Here is a 26,023-nt window from a genome sequence, read left to right as displayed (position 1 = left end):
CTAATATTTCTATATACTAATCCGGTTTGTCCCGGTATTAGCCTTTCACTGCCCCTACCGTAAGCCCTTTCACGAAATACTTTTGCAAGAACGGGAATACGAGCACCAACGGTCCGATCGCAATCATGGCCATGGCCATGCGGATCGATTCCAGAGGCTGGGTAACCTGCGCTGTGGAACTGTAAGCCTTATTGGCGATACTCTGGAGAAACGAAGCATTCATCAAGGTTTTGTTCAGCAAATACTGCAGAGAGAACAGCTTCTCATTCTGGATAAAGACCAGGCTTGTGAACCAGTCATTCCAGTACGATACGGTAATGAACAGGCCGATCGTTGCCATAACCGGCAGCGAAAGCGGAAGAATGATGCTGAAATAGGTTCTGTATTCGCTGGCTCCGTCAATCTGGGCGGAGTCAATCAGCGACGGCGGAATGCTGTTCGTAAAGAAGGTCCGCATGATGATGACATTAAAGCCGCCGATCAAGCCGGGGATAATCAGGGCAAGCAGCGTATCCTGCACATGGAGGAATCGCGTGTACACCAGATACCAGGGAAGCAGGCCGCCCGAGAACAGCATCGTGATCAGGATGTAGATGCTGAGTGCGCCTCTTAGCGGAAAGTCCTTACGGGACATGGAGAACGCCATCGCCGAAGTGACGAACAAGCTGACGACGACGCCTATCACCGTAACGAAAATGGATACTCCGTACGCTCTCAGAATCTTCTCGGCGTCCTGCGCCAGAAATTGATAAGCGACAAAGCTGAATTTCTGGGGCCAGAAGCTGTATCCGTGCTTCAATACTTCTTTCTCATCGGCAATGGATATCATCAGCACGAGCCAGAACGGAATCAGGCAGGCCAGGCTGAAGAGTGACAGAACCGCGATGATCAGCGGGTGAGTCCGTTTTTGTGTCGACATATTTCCCTCCTAAAATAAGGCGTTATCTTTGCTGAATTTACGTACGATCAGATTCACCGACACGACCAGGATGAAGCCGACCACCGACTGAAGCAAGCCTGCCGACGAGGCCAGTCCGGTATCGCCCGTAACCATCAGCGCGTTGTACACATAAGTGTCGATAACATCCGTTGTCGACTTCAGCATGCCCGACGCCATCGTTGCCTGATAGAACAAACCGAAGTCCGCATTGAAGATTCTGCCGATCGCCAGCACCGTCAGGATGATAATGACCGGAGCGATAAGCGGAATCGTAATATTCGTCATCTGCTTCCATCTGCTCGCGCCGTCAATGACAGCGGCTTCATAATATTCCTGATCAATGCCGATAATCGCCGCCAGATAAACAACGGCCGCATAGCCGACATTTTTCCAGGTGTTTACAATCGTTAAAATATAAGGCCAATGCTCCGGCGTGGCGTACCAGTTAACCGGCTCCCAGCCCATGGGTTCCATGATGAACTTGTTGACAAAACCGAGATCCGGATTGAGGAAACCGTATACAAGATAGCCGACAATAACCATGGAGATGAAATTCGGCAGAATAACCGTGCTCTGAAAGAACTTAGACATCACCTTGTTCTTGACTTCGTTCAACAAGATAGCCAGCAATATGGCCAGTACGGTGTTGATGATGAGGAAGGCCAGATTGTAAAAAATCGTATGCCGGATAATCACCCAGGCATCGTTGGAAGCAAACAGAAATTTGAAGTTGTCCAGCCCCACCCACTTGCTGGCCCAAATGCCATCGGTGTAATTCAGATCCTTGAACGCCAGGAAAATGCCGAACATGGGCAAATAATTGTTGATAAACATTAATAGGATTCCGGGCAAAGCCAGAATGATCAGCGACCGGTACTTCCACAGCTTTCCTTTTCTTGTCTTACTTCGCGTTATGGAAGCCTTTGCTTCCAAGACCTCTACCGAAGCCATAAGTCCACCCTCTTTGATTTGGTATGGCTTCATTATACGTTTGGCAAAGGATCGTCCCCACCGTTTTTGTAACCTCAGTCTATTCGTTTTGTGACATTCCGGTATTCCTGCGGATTTACTTCAAATTGCTTCCTGAACATTTTGGTGAAATGGGAAAAGTTGCAATAGCCCACCTGCTGTGCGATGGCGCTGACCGTCATGCCTGTGGTGTCCAGCAGTTCCTTCGCCCGGTTCATTTTGGCTTCAATCAGGAAGTCGATCAGGTTCTGTCCGGTTTCCTTCTTGAACAGCCGGGACAGGTAAGCGGGATTCAGTCCGACGTGAGCGGCCACATCCTCCCGCGACAGGTCCTCCTCCACATTATGGTGGATATACCGGATGGATTTCTGGATGACTCCGTCCCTTTCATCCGGCTCAAAGGCCGCCTCCATTACGGCGGAGACCAGGCTCTCCGCCCAATGCATATAATGGCGCAAGCTGCGGATTTGGGCCGATGCCCACATCGGAAACTGGGGAACATGATTGGCGCTGATCCCTTTAACCTGAAGAAAATGATAAATAATCTGCAGCGTATCCTGATGAAGGGTCGACAAATGCTTCCCCTGAACATTCGGCGTCGCTTCCAGTCTGCCGACAATCCGGTGAATCAGCCGGATCATCATCTCCTTGTCCCCGTTCAGCATATAGTTGGCCCATTCCGAAATATGAATCTCGCCCGGACCGGCGGAGGGCAAAGCCTGAAGAGTCTGGGGAGTATATAGCAGAACGGACTGCGTTCCGGTGATATTGTCACGCTCCATATTTTTCAAATTGTCGCATAGACCGGGCAACTCCTGAAGCAGGGCATATTTGCCCACGTAGCAGGTCACCGAACAATAAAAATACTCCCGGCACACGTTGATAAAACGACTGCCTGTTTGTATCCATCGATCCAAGCTGGAATCCGTCTTGCTTGCTGCTGCGGCATCCTCCGCTGAACCGGAAGCGTACACGACGACGAACATCACGCCGGCTTTGTCCGTAATGACTTCTCCAGGCTGGCCGGCAAGCCAAATTTCCTCCGCCGCCTTCTTGACCGCATACTCCATGATTTCCTGATTCCGGGAATCCATAGGCTTATTCCATTCTTCAATACTGATCAGAATAGGCAGCACCCTGTCGTCCGGATGCAGATCAATCTGCGCATCCTGAAGCGCGCGTTCCAGAAAATCGCCGAAGGAAAGGAGCCTCCGGGACAACAGATCCTGCCAAAAGCGTTCTACGAGCCGCGGTTTCTGTTTCTTCCACAGCGAATAGTATTTACGGTACATCTCGGTGTAGCGCTCATGCTCTTCCTTTTCCTTAATGGCTTGCACCATGCGGGTGACGGCCCCGGCCAATTCCTCCCCGTCTACCGGCTTCAGCAAATAATCGAAGCTTCCGAGATTGATCGCCTGCTTCGCATAAGCAAACTCCGAATGGCAGGTGAGGAACAAGGACTCCGTGTGGGGAGAGCACTCTTTTACCCACCGGACCAGCGACAATCCGTCTTCATCAGGCATTTCAATATCGCAAATCAGAACATCGATCCGGCGGTCCCGCATAATCTCCCTTGCCTCATCGGCGTGATTGGCTGTGTGCACTTCGTTTATTCCAAGCGCTTTCCAGTCGTTGCAGCGGCAAATTCCTTCCACCGCAAATTTCTCATCATCCACAATCAGCATTTCTGTCATTTTCTCACTCCTCAAATATATTCGATGGGCAGAATCATCCGTACCCGGAATCCTTTTGGTTCGTTGTGGCAGAGATCAATCTTGGCCTTTCCCCCATAACGCATCGCTATCCGCTTCTTCACATTCCAAATCCCGATATGCTTGTCTTCCGATGCGGGGGCATATTCCGGGGAATTCAGCTCCTCCAGCTTATCATCCGGGATGCCTTTGCCGTTGTCCCGCACATCAATGCGCATCAGCCCTTCCTTGTCTTCATAGGGACCCGCTGTAATCTGAAGCGTAAAAGACTCGCCTTTCAGGCTCATGCCGTGAATCATGGCATTCTCCACAAAAGGCTGAATGAGCAGAGGCGGAATGCAGGCGCCAAGCCATTCATCCGAAATCCGGATGTCAAAGTCAAAGGAATCCTGATAGCGCATTTTCTGAATTTCGAGATAATTGCGGATATGCTCCATCTCTTGGCCGAGCGTGATCGTATCTCTCTTCGACTGCAGCATAAACCGGAAATACTGCACCAGATGGCGTACCGTTTTCTTCACGAGTTCATACCGCTGCAGCTCCGCCAGTTGGTAAATAATGTTCAGCGTATTAAGAAAAAAGTGGGGATTGATCTGCGTCTGCAAATGCTTGAGCTCGGCGTTCTGGGCATTCAGCTTCTCCTCATACACATCGATCTTCAGGTATTGAATTTCCTCTACCATACTGTTAAAGGCATGATTGATGCTTTGGAATTCGACCAGATTGGAATCCGGCAGTTTCGTCTCCATCGCGCCGCCCCGAATCCGGTGGATGGCGCTGAGCAGTTTCAGGATGGGCCGAATGACCGTTCGGCGGAAGATATAAAGATAAAGCAGCAGAATCAGAAAGACGAACAGCGGCAGCAGATTCACCAAAGTCTGAAATTCATTCAGTCCCTGCAGCAGCTCGGAATTAGGAAGAACGATCGCCATATTGATTCCAATCTCGGGAGATTGGCTGGAGATGACAAAGAGCCGCCTGTGCTCCTCCGTTAACGAAAAAGAAGAATTCTTGCTCATTTTATCCGCCGGAAGCCGGAAGCCTTCGCCGAGGGACGCAGAAGGAGAGGACAGTACAATTCCGTCGTTGGCGACAAAGAGGACATCTCCCCCTGCCTGCAGATTGAGGCTCCCGAGAGCAGACTTCAGTGAATTGATATTGATCAAGGCCCCGATATAGGCGTTATTGGTGAGATCGTCGCTTAAGATCCGGTTAAAAAAATACTCGTCTCCGATCCGGACAATCGACCATTTATAGAGCAGTTTCTCCAATGATTTCGGATGATGAATGGAGCCGGTAATCCAATTTTTGATATTGTCCATATAGCTTTCCGTAGAGCCGAGGATGTTGGAAGTGACCAGCACATCATTCGGCCTGGAGTAGGCGTAGAACATATCGACGGTGTGGTAATAGGCTTGATAAGCTTGGTTTCGCTGGATCAGTCCCATCTGGGCAAAATAATAATCGGAATCCGAAAGGCCCGGCCGCCCGAACCTCTGGAAATTCTCGTCGTGATCGACCATATCAATCATATTCGTCGTAATATCATCCAGGCTCTTTTCGATCATCTGAAGATTGGAGTTGACCAGATTCTGATAAGATTTGGACACCTGTGCGAGCACGACATCCTTGGCATAATAGCCCGCTGCAAAAAGAACAGCCAGAATAGGTATCATAATGGCGGCAAAAAGTAGTATCAGCCGAAACCCCAGCGTATTCGTTTTAATCCTCATGTTTATCCCTCACCTTGTAATGTAAAAGAACCGTGAAAACTTCCAGAGTAAGCGTTTACGTTCTTCTCTATATGCTAAACTAAAACCAGAAAAATTACATCAAAAATCTCATGTGGAAACAGTGAAACCCCTTTTGTCCAAATAAAAAAGAAGGCCTCGTAAAATGTTTTACGATATGCCTTCCATCTTTTCAAATCCATTCGTTTTCTTTCCGGTATAGGGCGGGTCTGCGGTCGTAAAACGGAGCGACGGTACCTCGTTCACGGTTCTCGCGAAGCATCGAAAAGTCGGCGGTTGCAATTACCAGCATGCTCTCATTAACCACCCCTGCCTGGATCACGCCATCCGGAGGAAAAGGAAAGTCGCAGGGCGCAAACAGCCCCGCCTGGCAATACCCCCGATCCACCTGGGAGCGCTTCTCCTTCAACTCTCCGACAATTCCGCTCAAGGCGACGAACAACTGGTTTTCAATGGCTCGCGCCTGGGAGGTATTCCTTACCCGGTAATAGCCGCTGACGGTCTCCGTATAGGAAGGGCACAAGATAAGCTCTACTCCTTTATCAGCAGCGATTCTGGCCGCCTCGGGAAATTCGATATCGTAGCAGGTCAAAATCGCCAGTTTACCCCACGGAGTCCCAATCACGTTCAATCCATCCCCATGCCCAAGCTTCCAATCCTGCTGCTCTTCCGGAGTCAGATGAAGCTTGTTTTGCGTTTCCACCCGGCCGTCGGGGAAAAACAGCGACGCTTTATTCACAAACCGTCGCTCATCTCTGCAAATATGGGTTCCCGCCAAGATGACTATGCCGGATTTTGCGCTGGCAGACTGGAAAAAGTCGCGATACACCGCCGTAATTCCGTCTAGATACCCGCAGGCCTCTTCATAGCTCATGGCGGGAACGATGGACAGCAAATGGGCCGTCGTGTACTCGGGAAAGACAAGCAGATCGGCCTTTTCTTTCACAGCCTCATCGATTCTGGACTGCAGTCCGTCCCAAAACTGCGCTTCCGTTTGGATAGGACTCAGCCCATACTGCATAACGGCTATTCTAAGTTGTGTCATTAGCTGTCCTCTCTACGAACGGACGTGAAGCGAATAGATGTCCGTCCTCCGGTCACTCATCGTCAGCACGTCCTTCGTTTTTTTGTAACGTTGCAGCACTTCCAGATCCACTTCCGCCATAATGGCGGTTTCCGTATTTTCACTGCATTCCCCGGCGATCCCGTCCCTCGAAAAAGAGAAATCCGACGGTGTATAAATGCCCGATTGCGCGTACTGGATATCGACATTGTCGACGTGGGTCAGGTTTCCGACGGTTCCGGATGTCACCACAAACACCTGGTTCTCGATCGCTCTTGCCTGTGCGCAGTATTTTACCCGAAGGAAGGTCTGGCGGTCTTCCACGCAATACGGCACGAAAATGATTTGCGCTCCCTCTTCAGCTACAATTCTCGAAACCTCCGGGAACTCAATGTCATTGCTGAGGAGAAGGGAAACCTTCCCGCAATCGGTATCGAACACCTCCAAATCATTCCCGCCGTTGATTCCCCACCACTTTTGCTCATTGGGAGTGATGTGAAGCTTGGTCTGCTCGGAAATCGTACCGTCCCGCCGGAATAAATGAGCTACATTGTAAATCCGGTTGTTTCGCTCGACAAAATGGGACCCTCCAATAACGTTAACATTGTATTTAACGGCCAGTCCGGAGAACAGTTCCATATAATTCGGGGTGAATTCCGCCAATTTGCGTACGGCCAGGCTTGGAGACCTCTCTTCGAGGAATGAAAGCAGCTGCATCGTTATATTCTCCGGAAACACGGCAAAGTCGGATTTATAATCAGACGCGACATCCACGTAATGCTCGCACTGCGTGGCGAATTCCTCAAAGGATTCAATCTTTTTCATCATGTACTGCACTACGCAAATCCGTACGGGAAAAGACATTTTACTATGGATTCTGGATTTCTTCGGCTTATACTCAATGTTGTTCCACTCCAGCAGAGCGGCATAGGTCATGGATTCCTTATCATCCGGCAAATAATCCGTAATAATCCGTTTCAGAGTAAAGCCGTTCATCATTTGAAAGGTAAGAACGGGATCATAAATATTTTTCTGCAGCACCTCTTCGGCATACTCCCGCGGAGTCAGCTTGTCGCTGTATTTATGGTAAACCGGTATCCGGCCCCCGACGATGATGCTCTTCAGATTGAGCTCCTCCGCCAGTCGCTTCCGGGCCTCGTATAATCGTCTTCCGATTTTCATGCGGCGGAAGTCCGGATGAACCATAACCTCCATTCCATATAAATTTTCACCGTTTGGATTATGGTTTTTAATATAGCCTTTATCCGTGATTTCGTCGTACGTATGCTGCTCCAAATATTCGTTGAAATTGACGATTAGACTTGAACAAGACCCGATAATGCGCGAATCGTATTCCACACATAACTGCCCTTCCGGAAAAATCCGGATATGGCTTTCGAGCTGACTCTTTTTCCATGGCTCCATGCTCGGGAAGCATACCTTTTGAAGCTCAATAATATCGTCAAAATCCTTGCGTTCAATTCTGCGTATAATGATCTTTTTTTCAAATGGTGAAATATGCCCGTCATCCGCCATAGTAACTCCCCATTCGTCAGTAAAGTGTGCTGCAGTTCAACTCTTTACCGTTAATTATCCCGCAGCGCATGGAAAGAAACATAAATAGTGCCAATCATGCAATTGCTCATGCAGGCTGGTCTTCTGTAGGGAGTATACCCACTGGCTTCTTAGGCTATGGCTCAATCTTGGGCAGCGGCAGTCCTTCTCTAACGAGCTTCACGCCCTCTTGGCATACCCCATATGATTTCCACGGACAGGTTACGCATAAATTCTCGATGTCGGAAGGCTCCACCTGCCTGGCTACATACCCGCACACCTCCCGCCACTCTCCCTGATAGCCGGGCGCAAGTCCGAGCTTGGTCAAAACCGCCTGATCGAGTTCATGCACAGTTCCATCACAATGATTATCTTGATCCGGCGGATACGCACGGCAAATATCGTCTACGCCTGTGACAATTTCGATCCGGGTATCCGGCTTCGTTCGAAGGGTCTCATAAATCCCCGTCATGTTCACGCAAAAATCCGCGGAATATCCCATCCCGCGGTATCCCAGCAGGCAGAGCAGATGGTGCCCGCGCAGTCGTATCGTCACTTCAGTCTTCCCCCTTATATATTCAGCTTACTGAAAGGAAGAGGGTTCTACAACCATTAAGGAAGATGATTTATTTACGACGCGTTCAGCTGAACCTCGGCCTGCTGTTTTTTTCGCCGTCTTTTTTTATACTGCCAGATATAGATACCGGTAAACATCAATATGGAAGGCATCAAACCGACGATGGAGTACAAGACTTTGGTTATTATCCCTCCATAAGAGCCGACGTGCAGAGGAAATACCCACGTTTGGTAAAACACGTTATTGATTTTGGGGTCCCATTTTTCCAGCACCTTTCCGTTGTACGGGTCCATCCACACCTTCACATTTCCGGTATGTCCGGCTCCGGGATCGTAGAAACGGGTTAGACGGATATCAATGTTCTTCTCCGGTTTAGTAGGCAGAATAATGAGGGTTGCTTTGCTGTTCGGTGTGGTCTGTTCGGCAAGCCGGACCAGCTCGTCCACAGGCAGCCTGCCTTCGGGCTTAACTTGAACGGCAAGTTTTTGGGCCGGCGGCGTCCAGCCTGTGCCGAACCAGCCTAATATCTTCTCGCTAAACGGATAAACGGCGCCGGTGAATGCAATGATCAAGAGGACAGGGATGGAATAAATCCCGATTAACCGGTGAAGGTCATTCTTTTTAATATACGGATTCGAGGCCTTCCTTCGTTTGAAGCCCTGCGCCATACTTTTGATTCCCGGCCACCATAAGTAAAGACCCGATATGAGAATGAACGTGAACATGAAGCCGACGATCCCGACAATCTCAAACCCGTGATACTTTTCCAGCAGTAAATTACGATGAAACACGCTTAGCTTATTGGGAAAGGCGCTCTCATCCAGCGTTCCGAGTATGTTCCCGGTGGCAGGGTCCAAATATACATACACCCTTTCGCCATCATTATTGATCCAGAACAGGAACGCGCCGCCTGTAACCGGTTCATCGGGGGTGTAAATTCTCAGAAACTGCGCTTCGGGATATTGGGCCAAAATGGACTTTTGTGCATCCTGATAAGAAATCCTCTCCCCTTTGGTCACTTTAAACAGCTCCGGATACATGGTTTGGGTAAGCTCGTTTTTAAATACGAGAACGCTGCCTGTCAAGGAGAGAACGACAATGAATAGCCCGGCCAACAAGCTTAGAATCAGATGAATTTTGAGGATTACTTTTCTAATCTGCATATAATCCCTTCTTTCTTCATTTGAAATGGTTGTCATTCGCATTCAATGTTTCCGCCAGAAAATCTTTCACAGGAGACAACAGCTTGATGCCTTCATGGGCAGCGCCCGGAACTTCATCATACCGGACGCGAATCCCATTCGATGTCCAATTATCCCTCAGCGACCGGATTCGTTCCAGCCGCGTATTCCCGGCAATCTCAACGCCCGGAAGCCAAAAGGGATGCTCCTTGCCACTGGGCAGCCTTTGGTTATCTTCGCTTCCAATCACCAATTGGGCGGGAACATGGCGCATCTCCTCTATGGGGAGATCCATACCGAATTCTTCCTTAAAGTCGCGGGTTCCCGTAAACCAATCCATGAAGGGATCAAGCAGCGTAACGTTACCCGGGGCGGCAACCGATACCCCCAGCAGCCTGTCAGGATGAAGGTAAAAGAAACGGTGAACAAATTGTCCGCCGCCGGAAAAGCCGAACAGCAGGAATTGCCGCTGCGAAATTCCATATCGGGCCGTAAACTCTTCAATGATCGCCAGCAATACGCGGTCGAAACGAATGTCACGGTACTTAATCATCTTGTATGAGTTCAGTTCTCCCGGTTCTCCGATGCCTGCCGGAAAGAGCGGCGCCAGGACAACGGCGCCGGTGCTGTCGGCAAAATCCTGAAACTCGTCCCTGTACCGCTGAGCGGAACGGTCCGTCCCGTGAATCACGACGAGCAGCGGGCGCCGCCGCGGGCCGGTATCGTTAGATGAGCTTGGAATATAGGCACAGTAAGAAAACCTTTGATCGTATTGGCATGCATATAACGAAGTTGCGCCGCTTGCCGGCGTTATCGATGGCTGTCCGTCTAATCTCATGCCCTGTCTCCTCCGTTAGTTGATATCTTCCGGTGATACACTCCGGCCCCGGCTTGTCCGCCTCACTTTCGCATTAAGAGTACAAATGACAGGCGACGTATCGCCCCTCCACTTTCCTAAGCTCCGGCTTGTCCGTCTTGCATATCTCCATGCATTCGCTGCATCTCGGGTGGAATGTGCAGCCCGCAGGAGGATTGGCCGGGCTTGGAACATCCCCTTGCAGCACAATCCGCTCCTTTTTGATTAACGGACTCGGCGACGGGACGGCTGACAATAAAGCCCGGGTATACGGATGCTTGGGGGAATCGAACAGGTCCCGCTTGTCGGCCAGCTCCACCAGCCTTCCTAAGTACATCACGCCGATCCGGGTGCTGATATGCTTCACCACACTTAAATCATGGGCGATAAATAAATACGTCAAATCAAATTGCTCCTGCAGATCCTGCATCAGATTAATGACCTGGGACTGAATGGATACGTCCAGGGCGGATACCGGCTCGTCGGCGACAATCAGCATGGGGTTTAGCGCCAGCGCCCGGGCAATCCCGATCCGCTGCCGCTGTCCGCCGCTGAACTCATGCACATACCGCTTGGCATGGTAGCCGCTTAAGCCGACGGTATTCAGCAGTTCCTCGACCCGCCGTATTTTTTCCTTTCCTTGGGTAACGTTGTGAATCTCCAGCGGCTCGGCAATAATATCGAAGACCGTAAGGCGGGGATCGAGGGAAGCGTACGGGTCCTGAAATACCATCTGCATATCCTTGCGGACCTTCCGGAGTTCGGCCGGAGACAGGCCTACCAGATTTCTTCCCTGATAATAGACCTGGCCTTCCGTCGGATGGAGCAGTTGGAGAAGCGTTCTTCCCGTTGTAGACTTACCGCAGCCGCTTTCCCCCACCAAACCGAGGGTTTCCCCCTTATAAATCGTGAAATCCAGTCCGTCCACCGCTCTGACATGGCCTGCGGTCCGGCCAAAGATCCCTTTTTTAATCGAAAAATACTTCTTTAAATTTCTGACCTCAACCAAAGACTGCCTCATGGCGATTCCTCCCCTTCCCCGGATGCATGGAGCCAGCATCTTGTGAAGTGTCCCTGCCCGATTTCCGTAAGCAGCGGCTCCTGTCTGCGGCAGACCTCCATCGCAAATTCGCAGCGGGGAGCAAAATGGCATCCCCCCCGCAAGCTGCCGGGAGCCGGCACGCTTCCCTTGATCGAGTAAAGCCGCGTCTCCTCCGAGTCCAGCGTCGGCATCGACTTCATCAACCCTTGCGTATAGGGATGCTTCGGCTCTGTAAAGAGCGTTATCACGTCGCTTTCTTCCACAACCTTGCCTCCGTACATAACCACCACGCGGTCGCACATTTCCGCCACAACGCCAAGATCATGCGTAATGAGCAGAATCGCCGTACCGTGCGCCGATTTCAGCTCTTTCATCAAGTTCAGAATTTGCGCCTGAATCGTTACATCGAGCGCGGTTGTCGGCTCATCGGCAATCAAGAGCTTGGGATTGCACGCCATGGCCATCGCGATCATTACCCTCTGCCTCATCCCTCCGGACAGACGGTGGGGATACTCGTCGACAATCTGTTCCGGTCTCGGGATGCCGACCAGCTTCAGCATCTCGATGGACCGGGCTCTAGCCTGCTTCTTGCTGTACTTTAAATGAATCCTGACCGCTTCTCCAATCTGCTGCCCGACTGTAAACACAGGATTCAGCGAAGTCATCGGCTCTTGAAAGATCATCGCCATTTCATTGCCCCGGACATCCTGCATTTGCTGCTCGGATAAAGCGAGCAGATCTTTGCCGTCAAACAGAATGGAGCCTTCCATTACTTTCCCCGGGGTTAAGCGCATCGCCGTTAAGGAGGTGACGCTTTTTCCTGAGCCGGACTCTCCGACAACGCCTACGGTCTGCCCTTCCCGGATGGTGATGTCTACGCCGTCAACGGCCGGAACCACCCCTTCATCCGTATAAAAATAAGTCTTGAGCCCTTTTATCGCCAGCAGTTCACGTTCCAAAGCCTACCCTCCCCCTTGTGCACGGCATTTACAGCTTCATTTTCGGATCGAGCGCGTCCCGTATCCCGTCTCCCAGCATATTAAAGGCCAAGACCATAAACATGATGGCCAAGCCGGGGATCGTGCTGACATGAGGATCGGATCTTAAATAATCCCGGCCCGAGCTCAGCATCGCCCCCAGCTCCGGCGTCGGCGGCTGGGCGCCCATACCGAGAAAGCTTAGTCCAGAGGCTGTAAGAATGGCCGTCGCTATACGCATCGAGGACAAGACTATAATTGGAGCGATACTGTTCGGAATCACATGCTTGAAAATGATGCGCATATGACCCGAGCCCATCGATTTCGCCGTCTCAATGTACTCTTTGCCGGTCACCGACAGGACGGAGCTGCGGGAAATCCTCGCAAAGGCGGGAATCGAGAAGATGCCGATCGCGATCATCACATTCACCATGCCCGGGCCGAGTACGCTGACAATAGCGAGCGCAAGCAGGAAGCTTGGAAACGCCATGAACACATCCATAATCCGCATAATCAAAATGTCGGCTTTGCCGCCGAAGTAACCCGAAACTGTGCCGAGAGCCACACCGAATACGATGGAAATCAGCACCCCGACAACTCCAACCATCAAGGAGATTTGCGCTCCGTAAATCACCCGCGATAGAATGTCCCGGCCGTATTCATCCGTCCCGAACGGATGGCTCAGCGAAGGAGCGTTCAATATAATCTGCATATTTTGCGCAATCGGATCATACGGCGCTAACCATCTCGCGAAAATTGCGATACATACAAAGATGACAACCATCCATAATCCTACGATGGCGCGTTTATTTTTTTTGAACCTCTGAATCATCAATGTCCACGGCGAGCGCCGATGATATACAGGGTCCTCTGTTTCTCGGCTCATCAGAAGGATTGAGCTCTTACTCATTGCTTACGCTCCCTCCTACTCATACCTGATTCTGGGGTCCACTGCGCTGTAACACAGGTCAACTACGAGATTGACAACGACGAAGATCGTCGCGACGAACAAAATGCAGCCCTGAACAGCCGGATAATCCCGGAACTCGATGGATTGGATAATAAACCGCCCAAGTCCGTTCATCGAGAATACCGTCTCTGTCAGAACGGCGCCGCCGAGCAAAGTGCCAAACTCCAAGCCGATGATCGTAATGATCGGAATGAGCGCATTTTTCAAGGTGTGCTTATAGATAACGAGCCTTTCCTTGACCCCTTTGGCGCGCGCGGTACGGATAAAATCCTGATGAATCACCTCCAGGATGCTGGAGCGGGTTAGCCTGGCCAGCACACCGGAGGAGGACAGCCCCAGGACGATAGACGGAAGAATGAAATGTTGGAACCCGCTGCTTCCTCCAGAAGGAAGCAGGGGCCAGTAATAGGAAAACAACAGAATGAGCATCGTTCCGAACCAGAACACCGGCATCGATATGCCGAACAGCGAGAACATCATCGTCACATTATCCCGGATGCTGTTCGGCTTCGTCGCGGAGAGGATGCCTGCAAACAGGCCGATGATCACCATAATGACAACGGAAAACACCGTCAGCAGGATTGTGTTAGGAAACCTCGTCATAATTTCCTCGAGGACCGGACGCTCGGATTGCATCGACTCGCCCAGATCGCCCTTGACCAGATTGGACACGTAGTTGAAATACTGCTCGAGTAACGGCCGGTCCAGACCCAGTTGTTCCCTGACGCTCTGCACCTGCTCGTCCGTCGCATCGACTCCCGCGATCAAATGCGCCGGATCCCCCGGAACCGAGTGGATGATGATGAAGCAGAGGAGGGATACGCCCAGCAAGGTCGGAATCATTTGCAGCACCCGTTTGACGACATAGCTTAACAAAAGGATTCCTCCTTCAATTCAATATTCGTTAATTCTTGACCGCCTTGCGCAAATCATAGACATACGTAGGGAGGAAGGTGATTCCTTCAACCTTCTTGGACATACCGTAGCGAGCCATATCCTCATGTAGGAAAATCCACGGCGCGTCGGTCTTAACCAGCTCCAGCACCTTCGCGTAACTCTCCAGACGCTGCGTCTGGTCAAACTGCTCTTGCCCCGCAAGAATCAATTTGTCGACTTCCGGATTGTTGTAATGGGCATAATTCGTAGCGCTGGTCGATAACAAAGCATCCCGGAACAAGGGATCGGCATCACCGGTGGTCGCAAGCGCGCCTCTGACGAACAAATCGTATTTACCCGGGTCTTTAAGCGTCTCTAAATAGGTGCCAAGCTCCAGCGTTTGCAGTTCAATATTGAATCCCAACTGCTGCAGACTGTTCTGAACAAATTCGGCGGCCGGTTTATCTTGAACGACGTTGGCGGCCAGAATTAACCGGAACTTGTAATTCCCCGGTACGATTCCCGCGTCTTTCAGTATTTGCTTCGCTTTTTCCATATCAAAAGGATAGGATCCTACGTTGCTGTACCCGATCGTTCTCGACGCGATGGCGGAGGTGGCAACGGTAACCCGGCCGTCATACAGTTTGTTCACCAGCGTTTCTTTGTCAATCGCATAGTTCAGCGCCTGGCGCACAGCCGGTTGATCAAAAGGCTTGACCGTCGTATTGAACCCGATGTACGCGATCCGGTTAGCCTTGATCGGATTGATGACCAGCTCGCTGTTCTGCTTCAGCCGTTCGATTTCCGTAATCGGAACGCCTTCCATCAGGTCGGATTCTCCATTTTCGAGCATGATGACCCGGGAGGCGGTTTCGGGAACATTTTTGAAGGTGACGGTGCTGATCTTTGGCGCCCCGCCCCAATAATCCTTATTGGCTTCAAGCACCACCGCATCCCCGGTCGTAAACTTTTTCAATTGGAACGGGCCGGTTCCAACCGGGTTTTTGGCAATTCCCTCTTCGTTCTCTTTAATGGACTTGGGACTGAGGATACTGCTGGCAACGGAAGCCAGGTTCCCCAGGAAGGCTCCCTGCGGGGCTTTTAAATGAAAGACAACCTCATTCTCGCCGTTCGTGGTAATGTTATCGATAAATGAGCCTACCAGCGAATGCTGACTCAAGTTTTTCCCTTCGTCGGCTACCCGCTCGAAGCTTGTCTTTACCGCTTCCGCATTAAATGGAGTGCCATCGGTGAAGGTGACTCCCGTATTAAGCTCGAAGGTCCAGGTTTTCCCGTCCTCCGAGGTTGTCCAGCTTTTGGCCAATTGAGGAACAACCTCCATCTTCTCATTGAAGGTAACAAGCCTGTCGTAGATTTGATAGTTGATAAGGCTGGAAATGGTATCGGTCGTATTTTGAGGATCGAAGCCGACAGGGTCACCTTTCAAGGTGATAACCAGTCCCTTGGCTTCTGTTTTCGTTTCCGTCTCCGCCTTCGTCCCATTCGCCGCCCCTTGACTCGAACCGCATGCGGACAAAATCATAGCCAACACAATCAACATCAATCCTACTACCTTCCCCGCCTGATTCCATCGCATACTTTATTTCCTCCTTAGATATGGTCATATGAACGACAAGACGTCTTTTAAGCCTACATCATGGACAACCTTTCATTATGCTTAACGTCGCTTAGATGGGCGGTCATTGCCCGGCTGAAGAGGAGTGTATCAATAGGGGGAACTGTGAAAAAGTTGGCTCCCCATTTGGAATACTTGTCCACCTCCTCTGCCGTAAAAGCCGGAATGCCGACGCCAAGCCCCACCTCGCGGGCCGTTCGGATAATCGCTTCGATGGCTTCCATGACGATGGGATGATCGAATTGCTCTTGGCAGCCAAAGGAAGCGGCCAAATCCGCCGGACCGACAAAGAGCAAATCCAGACCGGCGACACTGACAATATCGTCCAGATTGGTTAAAGCCGATTCGTCTTCAATCATGCCGATCACGGTGACCCGTTCATTTTGGCGTTTAAGGTGCTGCTGGAAAGGAGTTGTGCCGTACTGCGCGGTTCTTGAGGAGCCGTCGAGTCCGCGGGAGCCGACCGGACGGTATTTGGCGGTGCCGACGATTCGTTCGGCCTGTTCCCGCGTGGTGAGGTGGGGAACCATGATGCCATCGGCTCCCGCTTCGAGAACACGCAGCATGGCGCCATAGTCATTCTGGGGAGTTCGAACCACCGAGGCCACCTGCACGCATTCCGCTGCCCGGATCATATGCTCCACCAGCCCGAAATCGATCGTCGTATGCTCCATATCAATGATGGCAAAATCATACCCGGCATGTCCCAGCATCTCCACGACGGCGGGGTCCTTCAGCGTTACGATCATCCCGTAGGCGGACTGTTGATTATGCAGCAGCTTGCTCAATTTATTCATTAGAATCGGCTCCTTCCGGGATCAAATCAGGGATGAATACAGCTCGGGTCTTCGCTGTTCATACGATGGCAGCTTGGAACGTACGCTTGCGATTCGGGAAAGATCGAGTTCACAAGCGATCAGCGCTTCGTTCTCCGGTCCGGCGGCCATCAGGACGCCCATCGGATCGGCGACAAGGCTTTGTCCGCTGTAGAAATCGCTCACCTGGTTGCAGGCAATCATGAACACCGTATTTTCCAATGCCCGAACCGTGATCAAGTGGCTCCAATGCCGCTCCTTCATCGGCCCGCGGACCCAGCCGGAAGGGACAATAATGATTTCCGCCCCCTGGGCCGCCTGATAGCGGGCAATCTCGGGGAAGCGAAGCTCATAACAGACGAACAATCCGAGCTTGCCAAATGGGGTCTGAATCGGCTCGAAAAGACGGTCGCCGGGCATGATCGTGTCGGATTCCTTCAGCCCGAAAGCGTCATACAGATGGGTCTTCCGGTACGATCCGGCGATCGAGCCGCCGCTATCAACAATGACTACCGTGTTGTACACCCGGTCCGCCTTATGCTCATCCACCAATTCCTTCATTCCGAAAATCAACCATACGCCATACTCGGCAGCCAGCTTCCTCATACCGGTGACAAACGGACCTTGAAGGGTCTCGGCGTCATCCACGATGATATGCTTTGGAGTGTGCGCGGGGAAAAAGCTCATAAATATTTCGGGGAAAACAACCATTTGGGCGAAGTGGCCGCAAGCGGCTTCCCGGACTGCCGATACCGCTTTTTCATAGTTCACTTGCTTGTCCGATGTCGATTCCAGCTGCGCCATGACTACTCGAAATTTCAAAGCAATGCCGCCTCCTGTCGTTTCAAGCGTTACAGCTTCCCTTTTTCCAAATGCTCCACCAGATGTTGAATCGCAGCGGGGATATCCTTCCGGATGATTGCGTTCAAAATGGTTCTGTGTTCTTCTATAAAGGTCTGCAGCACATCCGGCTGATGTTTGAGCCATTTTCCGGCCCGTACCGTGAACTGCCGCTCCCTCGCGTGACGGTACATTTTGATGAATTGCGAGTTCCCGACGATCTCCAGCAGGTAATGATGGAACAGCGCGTCTTTCTCGACCAGTTCGGCAAAATCCCCGGCGTGGTAAGCCTCTTCCTGCATGCCGATGATGCGGGTCAGCTCCTGAATGTCGTTGTCGGTAATCCGGTCAGCGGCTTGCCTCAGCGAATACGTCTCAATGGCGATCCTCATATCGATCAGCTCGTTGCGTTCCTTGGCGGATAGCTCGGTGAAGACGATGCCCCGGTTCGGCAATATCCTTAGGAAGCCTTCATACTGAAGCCGGTTTAATGCTTCGCGGATCGGAGTCCGGCTCATGCTTAACTCCTGAACCAGCGTATTTTCCGAGGTGTATTCCTCATCTCCCCGGATCATTTTTTCTTTGATCTTGTCGTATGCGGTATCTTTTAAAAGAACTTTCTCACTTTTCTCTATCAACAGAATCTCACCCTTTGCGGCATGCGCTCTTGCATGCGTTACTTGTATACCAAGTTGTATACAGGTTTAATATAAAATAAACGCCCCTCCTTTTCAATAGGGTATTTAAAATTTTATCTACCTGGCCAATCCGGGCATTCCTTCAAGCTTGGGCATCCGTACACGAACGACCGTCTCCACCGGACAAGGCTTGCAGCATTGGCTCATCTGCACGTCACCCACCGCGCCCATCAGCAAATAGGCATCCGTCGGCGTCAGTTCCCATCGCTGGACGATCATGCTCTGCATGTCTTCGCTCGCCTGCCGTATTGCCTCCAGAACATCGTGATCGCTTGCGACGGCATGCCAGGAATCCTTCGTTTCGACTACGGGAGCGGTAAGCGGTACGCCCTTCAGCACGGTCAGGCGAACCTCGACTTCTCCGGCGGTTTCCACTCCGGTTCCGCACATTTCCCCGTCGCCCATGCGGGCGTGAAGATCGCCAAGCCCAAACAGAGCCCCGGGAACGAACACCGGCAGATACACGCTTGCGCCTTCCGCGATGCAGCTCGAGTCCAAATTCCCGCCGTGCCGCCCGGGATGCCCGCAAGCGACCTCGCCTTCCGAAGGTGCCACGCCTATGACTCCAACCATCGGGGCGCACTCGAACTCAATCCTGCCTGAGAACTGTACGCGCCTTCCTTCCCGGATTTGCACCGTCTTCGACCGGATCTCCGAATGGTGAATTAACGTCCCGATGTCCGGAAGCGTCGTGATAACGCCTTGACCGTCCAGGGAGATGCGGATAATCTCCGCCCTCAGTATGTCCCCCGGCTGCGCTCCCTCCACAAAGACCGGTCCGGCCGCCGGATTGATTTTTCCATAGTCGATGGAAGTAACAAGATCCTGATCCCCCCGGATTTGCCCAGAGAAGCAGTCGTTCGTCCGTAAAACAACCCGGTCCCCGCTCTGCACAGTCAATACCGGCGGGTGATTCCCGGAGAAGCTGAATACGAATTGGTCACGCTCCACAACATGCATGCGGCTTCCTCCTCTCTTTTTAGAAAAAATTCGTGCCGCTCGTCTGACGCTCCAGCATCCCTTTGAGCATCGTGCCGATATGCGCCGCCGCCTCCAAAGGAGGCGTCCCGCCCCTGTGAATGTTCGATATGACATTCCGGTCCGATTCGATCATGCCTTTGCGGGGCTTGTAGCACATATAAGCGCTCATGGATTTGGCGGTTACGAGCCCGGGCCGTTCACCGATCAGGAGCACGAGCGCATCCGGCTGAAGCACCTCCCCGATGTGGTCCATGCAGGCGACTCTCCCCCCTTTCACAAAAAATGAGGTTCCCGGGTTCAGATCATTCGCTCTCAAGGAATCGAGCAGAGCCGGATACACATCGGGGAGGTTCGCGGTGATCGCATCGGCGCTTAGACCGTCCGACACGACAATCTGGATTTGCGGCTGCTTGACGCATTTTTCCCGAATAACCGCAATGCCCTCGTCTGTAATGATGCGTCCGAGATCCGGGCGTTTCAAATAGGTTTCCTTATTCCCGTAACAGGTCTCCACGGTGAATAATCCGAGCTGCCGAAGGATCGTCTCCTCCACTTCCCCGTACACGGCATCCACGGCGGCGGCATGATCTCTCCGGAATTGCAGCATCGTATGCGTCAGCGGCCGGGTTCCCGCGCGCCCCACCCCGATCCGTGCTGGAGTGCTCTTCTTTAACGCCTCCAATTTCTCGCGATCTTCCATGCCGCACCTCCGCAAATGTAGTTTATCCCATAAAAAGGGTCGGATCGCCGGCCGCTTCCGTCAGCCTGCCATCGGCCATAATCCCCATCTTGATCAGCCATTCTTCGAACGCCGGTGCCGGCCTTAGACCAAAGGTTTCCCGCAGGGCGGCGAGATCGTGAAAGCTGAGAGACTGGTAGTTGAGCATGCAATCATCCGCCATCGCCACGCCGATGAGAAAGTTGACGCCCGCCGACGTCAGCAGCACGCCAAGGTTCTCCATATCGTTCTGCTCCGCCTTCATGTGGTTCGTATAGCATACATCCACGCCCATCGGAAGCCCATGCATTTTGCCCATAAAATGGTCTTCCAATCCGGCCCGAATGACCTGCTTGCTGTCATACAGGTATTCCGGTCCGATAAAACCAACGACGGTGTTGACGAGGAACGGGTTGTACTGCCGGGCCAGCCCGTAGCATCTCGACTCCAGCGTCACTTGATCAATCCCGAAGTGAGCGTATGAGGACAGCTCCGAGCCCTGCCCGGTTTCAAAATACCAGTGATTCGGCCCCTGTGAAGCCCCCTTCATGCGCATCAGCTCATCCGCTTCGTTCAGCAGCCGGATATTCACGCCGAAGCCCTTATTGCCCTGCTCGGTTCCGGCCAGACTTTGAAACAGCAAATCCACCGGGGCTCCTTGCTCGATCGCTCTCATTTGGGTCGTCACATGCGCCAGGACGCAATTCTGTGTCGGGATGCTCCACCGGTCCATCGCCTCTTTGGTTGCGGACAATATCGCCCGGACGCTCTCCGCCGAATCAATCACCGGATTGATCCCGATGACCGCGTCTCCGATGCCATAGCTGAGCGCTTCGTACATCGCGGCCAAAATGCCGGGAATGCTGTCCGAGGGATGATTCGGCTGCGCTCTTGTGGCCAGCACGCCACGCTGCCCGATTTCGGTATTGCACCGGGTAACCGTGCGGATTTTGGAAGCGGCCGCAATCAAATCGAGATTGGACATCACTTTGGCGACCGCGGCAATCATTTCGCTGGTCATGCCGGAACCGAGCCGCTTCAGTTCATCCTGCCCCGCTTTATGGGACAAAATATACTCGCGAAGCTCGGCGATGCTCCAGTTCCGAATCCCGTCATACACCGTCTCTTCGATCCCCTCTCCGATCACCCTTGACACTTCATCTTCTTCGGGCGGCAGCAGCGGATCATTCCTGATTTCACTAAGCGTCAGGTCAGCCAGCACAAATTTGGCGGCGATCCGTTCGCGGGCATCCGCTGCTCCGATTCCGGCCAGCTGATCGCCCGACTTCTCCTCGTTCGCTTTGGCCAGAATTTCTTTGAGACTGTCAAAACGGTAGGTCTGCCCGAGCATGTTCATGCTCTTGATCATCCATTCGCCTCCTTTCCGCATCGGTTATGGTTTATCGGTTATGGGTTATGAAAAAGCCAAGGTCTTGATCACAACAGGGACGAGAAAGCCGGGCAGCGGTTCTCCGATGTCGATATAATCGCCGCGCTCCACCCGGATTTGATCGATGCACACGATGCCCAGACGCTTCCCGCAGCGGATGGACAACGCCTGGCCCAGCGCCTTGGCCATGTCATGCTCGCAGACAACCGCCATTATCTTCGCATCGGGAAAATGACTGGTAAATGTATCAAGCAGTGTTTGAGCTACCAGCTGCAGTGCAGAGTACGAGTGGATAACGGCTCCGCTTAAAGCGATAGCGCAAGGAGCCTCGGCTTCCGGCAGAGCGTACCTTGCGGCCTCCAGCATAGCCTCATCGGCCTCCCGGTTCCAATCCTCGGGCCTAATCCCCGTGTACTCCAGATGGAGGACCGGAAGATTGCGGAGCGGCAGCAAAGACGGATCGATATGTACGGTGGAGCCGCTGATTTCGACGCTTTGCATACCGGCGCCGATGACGGTCGCCCGTACGGTTTGTGCGGAGGTGACGATCCGGAACGGCCACCGGTCTTCTTGCTGCCGCAGCGAGCTGGCCAGAAGCGGCCCGATGTCTCCGTACCTGGCAATGGCAGTCATGGATTCCGGGACTTCCCGGTCCGCCATTAAGGTGCTGATCCCTCCGGAAATCATGAGTTCGTCTATCTCCGGCAGCGGTCCGGCGGGCGGCGATCCGGCGATTAAATGCCGAAAAGATGAATCGACAGCTTCCTTGGCCAAATAAGCCAGCATTTCGCCGCACATCGCGGAGGCTATCCCTTGGAGCTGATCCGGGGTCGTCTTGCTTCCTGCCGCCAGCGGAGTCCGGCGTTCCTGCAGCCATTTCAGCATATGCGGAGAAACCGAATGAACATTACCCCGATCATCCAGTCGGATCAACCGCCCCCCGACATGGATGGTGACGGTACCAATCGCTCTCCCTTGCCGAAAATAAGCGACATTCGAGGTACCGCCTCCGATATCGACATTCGCCACAACTCCCGGAAACTCCCTGGACCGTTGTTCGGCACCGGACCCTTTACCGGCCAGCAGTCCTTCCAGATCCGCTCCGGCGGCAGCGACGACGAAATCCCCGGAACGCTCCGCCAGGTAATGCACGACCCGGCGGGCATTCGTCTTGGTTGCCATTTCTCCGGTGATGATGACGGCTCCCGATTTGACCTCGGATAGGCTCAAACCGATATGATCGTATTCATCCCGCAGAATTCGGGCAACCTCATCCATATCGATTTCATCTTGGGACAGCAGCGGCGTGGAGTAAATCGGACTTGCATAATGCAGCTCCCGTTCTACAATTTCATAGCGGGGTAAATGGGAGGCCCCTGATACCCGCCCCAACCGAAGCCTGCTGACAATCAGTTTGGTCGTACTGGTTCCGATGTCGATGCCGACGCTTGTAAATGACAGCTCATCCATCCATTGCCCCATCCCTCCCTATAACGTGCCCAATGAATTCGACGCGCTATCTTGAATACCAACTTGTATACAGGTTTCATGTCGTTATTATAAGGCAGGGTTTTGCATTATTCAATAAAATTTTAATTAATTTTCAGAAGAATTTTCAGAGCTTCAATCTGAAATGGGTATCGCTCATAAATAATAAAGAAGGATATGGTAATCTTAAATATGAAATATATTGTTCTGGGGGGTTCTCTAATAATGAAACCATTTGCTTTTCTCTCCGATTTTGACGGCACGCTTTCGCAGCGGGATTTTTATCATTTGATGATTGACCGTTTTTTCCCGGAATGGGGGCATCAATTTTACCAGGACTGGAAGAAAACAACGAAGATTAATGTGGAGTTTCTTAACCATATTTTCGGCAAGCTTAATCTTACGGAAGAGCAGCTATTGGATGAGATCCGCAAAATCCCGCTCACGCCGGGGGCGATTGATTTTGTCCATGAGGTTCAGGCGCGCGGGGGAGACTTTTATATCGTAAGCGCAGGTACGTCATGGTATATCGAGCGGCTCATGCAGGCGCTGGAAATCCCGAATGTAACCGTCATTTCCATGCCGGCCGTACACGAAAACGGCGCGCTGCGGATTGTTCCCGACACCGCGAACCCTTTTTTCTCGGAGATTTTCGGGCTGGATAAACGCAAGGTGCTTGAGGATATCCGGGGGCGCTACCGCACGGTTTTATTTGCCGGGGACAGCGAGCCCGACCTTGAAGCGGCCAAAGCGGCCGACATCGCTTTTGCCCGAGGCGAGCTGCGCGATCTGCTGACGCGGGACGGAATCAGTCATGTACCGGTTGACGATTATCATGCCATTTCCGGCTATTTGAAAGAAAAAGGGTGGCCGCAATGAAGCGCCAGGCCCATGAAATCGCAATTCCTGCGCTTCTGGAGGTTGGCGACCAGGTTCTTTCCCATTTTGGGGCGCTGCTCTGCAAGGCCGGGTTTTCCCGCATTGTCCTCTGCTTTGGCGAAGGCATTCGCCCTCTATGCGAGCCGCAAATTGTTCAATCGTTAACGGAGCAAGCGCAGCTTGAAGTGCTGGACAACCGGGATGTTCTGGACAACAGCCTTGAATCTATTGCGAAGACCGCCTTCACTCTTCCGGCTCGTACAGAAGCTGTTGTCGGAATCGGGGGAGGGAAGGGACTGGATATTGCGAAATATATCGCGTTTTTAAACGGGCTGCCGTTTATCAGCGTGCCGACTTCAGTCGCCCACGACGGCTTTGCAAGCTCCGGCTGTTCCCTTTATGTCCAAGGCCGCCGCACGTCGGTTCCCGCCCGGATGCCTTACGGCATTTTGGTGGATCTTGGACTTGTCCGGAATTCGCCGATTCAGTTCCTTTACAGCGGACTAGGGGACATCCTCTCCAAAATCCCGGCGATTTTCGACTGGCGGTTTGAGGAATCCCGCGGCGCAACCCGCGTGAATGACTTTGCGGTGATGATGGCCAAAAAATCGGTAAACAGCATTGTGCGCATGCCCTATACCGATATCCGCGAGTTCTTTTTTATTAAAGAGATTGTGGATTCCCTTACGCTTTCCGGAATTGCCATGGAGATTGCCGGAAGCAGCGCGCCTGCAAGCGGCAGCGAGCACCTGATCTCCCATGCCCTCGACCAGATTGTCGAGCGGCCGCAGCTGCACGGCATTCAGGTGGGCGTAGCTTCTTACCTGATGTGTCTCGTGCAGGAGCATCGGGTGGAGCGGGTTCGCAAATTCCTTGGCGAAACCGGATTTTTCGATTTCGTTGCGACGCTTGGGATGAAGCGAGAGGATTTTGAACGGGCAATTGCGTTGGCCCCGTCCATTAAACCGTCCCGCCGGACGTATCTGCATCTGCCGGAGATGCGCGAGAAAGCGCTGGGTCTGCTTCGGAGTGATGAAACGCTGCAGCGGATTTTGACTTAATTAAGGAAGGATGTCTAAGGAACTTCAATTTCCGACACCCGCCGCTGCCCCTGTGTGCTATGAGTCGGAACGGTCCTTCTGTTAGAGCGTAAACGACGCAAAAAGACGCTAGGCTAAGCTGCATCCAAGCGTCTTCTTTTGTTTAAACTATCGCTATTTACTGACTTCAAAGCCAAACTTGACTGCATCTTCATAACTTTCAACTCTCTTCGCTGTAAAATACTTCAAGAATTCTTTTGTCCACATATCCATCTCGTCTTCGATTTCGGTAACTTCATTCAAGATGAATACAACATGTTTGCAATCTGTATTGGCCATAGCCGGAAGCAGCACGAAAAATCCCCATTCCACATCTTCTTGTTCATCTTCAAATCCGTTTCTTGCATCTACAACAAAATTACTGCCCGGATATGTCTTAAGCAGTTCCAAAGCAAATGATGTTGGGGTTCTATAGTCGTCATAGCAGCAGAACTTTTTCCATGTAAAATCCCGCGCTAAAGCAATTCAGCAGTATGAAAAAATGGGCTTTGTGAAAACAGCCGACACCATCGAAGCCCTGGCCAAAGAAATCAACGTTCCGGCGGATCAGCTGAAAGCGACACTGGGCACCTGGAACAGCAGCGTGAAAAATAAAAAAGATGCTGAATTCGGCAGAACCACAGGAATGGACAACGACCTGTCCGCAGCGCCATACTACGCCATCAAGATCGGCCCCGGAGTCCACTACACCATGGGCGGCGTAAAAATCAACACGAACACCGAAGTGCTGAACAAAGAAGGCAAACCGATCCCGGGCCTTTTCGCCGCAGGCGAAGTCACCGGCGGCCTGCACGGCCAAAACCGCATCGGCGGCAACTCCGTAGCCGAAATCATTATTTTCGGCCGCCAGGCAGGTATTAAAGCGGCTGAGTTTGTAAAGTAAAGAGACAATAAGATTCGCTATATAGTGTTATTGGAAAAAAAGTAACCGCTTGGGCCACAAGGTCCAAGCGGTTTGTTTTTTTCGTGGATAGAGGCTGCCGAAACTTATCACCGTAAAATAGATCTTC

The 26,023-nt window shown here is 52.1% G+C and carries 24 protein-coding genes and 1 pseudogene; 3 read left to right on the top strand and 22 right to left on the bottom strand.

Annotated features, from left to right (window positions below; all coding sequences use genetic code 11):
- Nucleotides 1-37 precede the first annotated feature (37 nt).
- The 21 genes from PUR_RS03980 to PUR_RS03880 all read right to left on the bottom strand — a co-directional run bounded on the left by PUR_RS03980 (nucleotide 38) and on the right by PUR_RS03880 (nucleotide 23,028).
- A complete protein-coding gene (locus PUR_RS03980) occupies nucleotides 38-919 on the bottom strand; it encodes a carbohydrate ABC transporter permease (protein ID WP_179034125.1) in 882 nt (293 codons plus the stop codon).
- A 9-nt stretch (nucleotides 920-928) separates the two neighbouring features.
- Nucleotides 929-1,891 (bottom strand): ABC transporter permease, encoded by a 963-nt coding sequence (locus PUR_RS03975; protein WP_179037734.1) that lies wholly within the window; start codon nucleotides 1,889-1,891, stop codon nucleotides 929-931.
- Between the two features lie 74 nt (nucleotides 1,892-1,965).
- Nucleotides 1,966-3,603 (bottom strand): helix-turn-helix domain-containing protein, encoded by a 1,638-nt coding sequence (locus PUR_RS03970; RefSeq protein WP_179034124.1) that lies wholly within the window; start codon nucleotides 3,601-3,603, stop codon nucleotides 1,966-1,968.
- 11 nt (nucleotides 3,604-3,614) lie between these two features.
- The gene (locus PUR_RS03965) at nucleotides 3,615-5,354 is read right to left on the bottom strand and encodes a sensor histidine kinase (RefSeq protein WP_179034123.1); all 1,740 of its coding nucleotides are present in this window, start codon (nucleotides 5,352-5,354) and stop codon (nucleotides 3,615-3,617) included.
- A 190-nt stretch (nucleotides 5,355-5,544) separates the two neighbouring features.
- Nucleotides 5,545-6,417, bottom strand: a complete 873-nt coding sequence (locus tag PUR_RS03960; RefSeq protein WP_179034122.1) for a carbon-nitrogen hydrolase family protein — start codon at nucleotides 6,415-6,417, stop codon at nucleotides 5,545-5,547.
- Nucleotides 6,418-6,429: 12 nt separating this feature from the next.
- Nucleotides 6,430-7,971, bottom strand: coding sequence for a bifunctional GNAT family N-acetyltransferase/carbon-nitrogen hydrolase family protein (locus PUR_RS03955; protein ID WP_179034121.1), 1,542 nt, complete (start codon nucleotides 7,969-7,971; stop codon nucleotides 6,430-6,432).
- 154 nt (nucleotides 7,972-8,125) lie between these two features.
- Nucleotides 8,126-8,545, bottom strand: coding sequence for a DUF1284 domain-containing protein (locus tag PUR_RS03950; protein WP_232101707.1), 420 nt, complete (start codon nucleotides 8,543-8,545; stop codon nucleotides 8,126-8,128).
- Between the two features lie 74 nt (nucleotides 8,546-8,619).
- Nucleotides 8,620-9,729, bottom strand: coding sequence for a PepSY-associated TM helix domain-containing protein (locus tag PUR_RS03945; RefSeq protein ID WP_179034120.1), 1,110 nt, complete (start codon nucleotides 9,727-9,729; stop codon nucleotides 8,620-8,622).
- 16 nt (nucleotides 9,730-9,745) lie between these two features.
- The gene (locus tag PUR_RS03940) at nucleotides 9,746-10,585 is read right to left on the bottom strand and encodes an alpha/beta hydrolase family protein (protein WP_179034119.1); all 840 of its coding nucleotides are present in this window, start codon (nucleotides 10,583-10,585) and stop codon (nucleotides 9,746-9,748) included.
- A gap of 73 nt (nucleotides 10,586-10,658) precedes the next feature.
- Nucleotides 10,659-11,624 (bottom strand): ABC transporter ATP-binding protein, encoded by a 966-nt coding sequence (locus PUR_RS03935; protein ID WP_179034118.1) that lies wholly within the window; start codon nucleotides 11,622-11,624, stop codon nucleotides 10,659-10,661.
- Complete coding sequence (locus PUR_RS03930; RefSeq protein ID WP_179034117.1) at nucleotides 11,621-12,604, bottom strand: ABC transporter ATP-binding protein; 984 nt, start codon at nucleotides 12,602-12,604, stop codon at nucleotides 11,621-11,623. Before PUR_RS03930 ends, PUR_RS03935 begins: the two co-directional genes overlap by 4 nt.
- Before the next feature lie 28 nt (nucleotides 12,605-12,632).
- Nucleotides 12,633-13,532 (bottom strand): nickel transporter permease, encoded by a 900-nt coding sequence (gene nikC / locus PUR_RS03925; protein WP_179034116.1) that lies wholly within the window; start codon nucleotides 13,530-13,532, stop codon nucleotides 12,633-12,635.
- 15 nt (nucleotides 13,533-13,547) lie between these two features.
- Nucleotides 13,548-14,468, bottom strand: coding sequence for a nickel ABC transporter permease (nikB, locus tag PUR_RS03920; protein WP_179034115.1), 921 nt, complete (start codon nucleotides 14,466-14,468; stop codon nucleotides 13,548-13,550).
- Nucleotides 14,469-14,496: 28 nt separating this feature from the next.
- Nucleotides 14,497-16,065 carry an ABC transporter substrate-binding protein gene (locus PUR_RS03915; protein WP_179034114.1) on the bottom strand — a complete coding sequence of 523 codons (1,569 nt, stop codon included), beginning with the start codon at nucleotides 16,063-16,065 and terminating at the stop codon, nucleotides 14,497-14,499.
- A gap of 53 nt (nucleotides 16,066-16,118) precedes the next feature.
- Complete coding sequence (locus PUR_RS03910) at nucleotides 16,119-16,901, bottom strand: HpcH/HpaI aldolase family protein (protein ID WP_179034113.1); 783 nt, start codon at nucleotides 16,899-16,901, stop codon at nucleotides 16,119-16,121.
- 21 nt (nucleotides 16,902-16,922) lie between these two features.
- Nucleotides 16,923-17,741, bottom strand: coding sequence for a carbon-nitrogen hydrolase family protein (locus tag PUR_RS03905; RefSeq protein WP_232101706.1), 819 nt, complete (start codon nucleotides 17,739-17,741; stop codon nucleotides 16,923-16,925).
- A 29-nt stretch (nucleotides 17,742-17,770) separates the two neighbouring features.
- Nucleotides 17,771-18,397 (bottom strand): GntR family transcriptional regulator, encoded by a 627-nt coding sequence (locus tag PUR_RS03900; RefSeq protein ID WP_179034112.1) that lies wholly within the window; start codon nucleotides 18,395-18,397, stop codon nucleotides 17,771-17,773.
- Between the two features lie 117 nt (nucleotides 18,398-18,514).
- Nucleotides 18,515-19,417, bottom strand: a complete 903-nt coding sequence (locus tag PUR_RS03895; protein WP_179034111.1) for an acetamidase/formamidase family protein — start codon at nucleotides 19,415-19,417, stop codon at nucleotides 18,515-18,517.
- 19 nt (nucleotides 19,418-19,436) lie between these two features.
- On the bottom strand, nucleotides 19,437-20,138 hold the full coding sequence (gene eutC, locus PUR_RS03890; protein WP_179034110.1) for an ethanolamine ammonia-lyase subunit EutC: 702 nt from the start codon (nucleotides 20,136-20,138) through the stop codon (nucleotides 19,437-19,439).
- Between the two features lie 22 nt (nucleotides 20,139-20,160).
- On the bottom strand, nucleotides 20,161-21,525 hold the full coding sequence (locus PUR_RS03885) for an ethanolamine ammonia-lyase subunit EutB (RefSeq protein WP_179034109.1): 1,365 nt from the start codon (nucleotides 21,523-21,525) through the stop codon (nucleotides 20,161-20,163).
- Nucleotides 21,526-21,570: 45 nt separating this feature from the next.
- Nucleotides 21,571-23,028, bottom strand: a complete 1,458-nt coding sequence (locus PUR_RS03880) for an ethanolamine ammonia-lyase reactivating factor EutA (RefSeq protein ID WP_232101705.1) — start codon at nucleotides 23,026-23,028, stop codon at nucleotides 21,571-21,573.
- Between the two features lie 231 nt (nucleotides 23,029-23,259).
- Here PUR_RS03880 and PUR_RS03875 point away from each other — a divergent pair, with 231 nt between their 5' ends.
- A complete protein-coding gene (locus PUR_RS03875; RefSeq protein ID WP_179034108.1) occupies nucleotides 23,260-23,913 on the top strand; it encodes an MtnX-like HAD-IB family phosphatase in 654 nt (217 codons plus the stop codon).
- The gene (locus PUR_RS03870) at nucleotides 23,910-24,974 is read left to right on the top strand and encodes an iron-containing alcohol dehydrogenase family protein (protein WP_179034107.1); all 1,065 of its coding nucleotides are present in this window, start codon (nucleotides 23,910-23,912) and stop codon (nucleotides 24,972-24,974) included. The genes PUR_RS03875 and PUR_RS03870 overlap by 4 nt, the downstream gene beginning before the upstream one ends.
- A gap of 153 nt (nucleotides 24,975-25,127) precedes the next feature.
- On the opposite strand, the gene PUR_RS03865 is transcribed toward PUR_RS03870, so the two are convergent.
- Nucleotides 25,128-25,403, bottom strand: a complete 276-nt coding sequence (locus PUR_RS03865) for a hypothetical protein (RefSeq protein WP_197970122.1) — start codon at nucleotides 25,401-25,403, stop codon at nucleotides 25,128-25,130.
- A 52-nt stretch (nucleotides 25,404-25,455) separates the two neighbouring features.
- On the opposite strand from PUR_RS03865, the pseudogene PUR_RS03860 reads away from it, so the two are divergent.
- Nucleotides 25,456-25,896 (top strand): annotated as a pseudogene (locus tag PUR_RS03860) (FAD-binding protein); the annotation flags it as partial.
- Between the last annotated feature and the right edge of the window lie 127 nt (nucleotides 25,897-26,023).

The sequence above is a fragment of the Paenibacillus sp. URB8-2 genome (genome assembly GCF_013393385.1).
GTDB lineage: Bacteria > Bacillota > Bacilli > Paenibacillales > Paenibacillaceae > Paenibacillus_AQ.
Note: the sequence above shows the minus strand (reverse complement) of the source record. Positions and strands in the feature narration are given on the sequence as shown.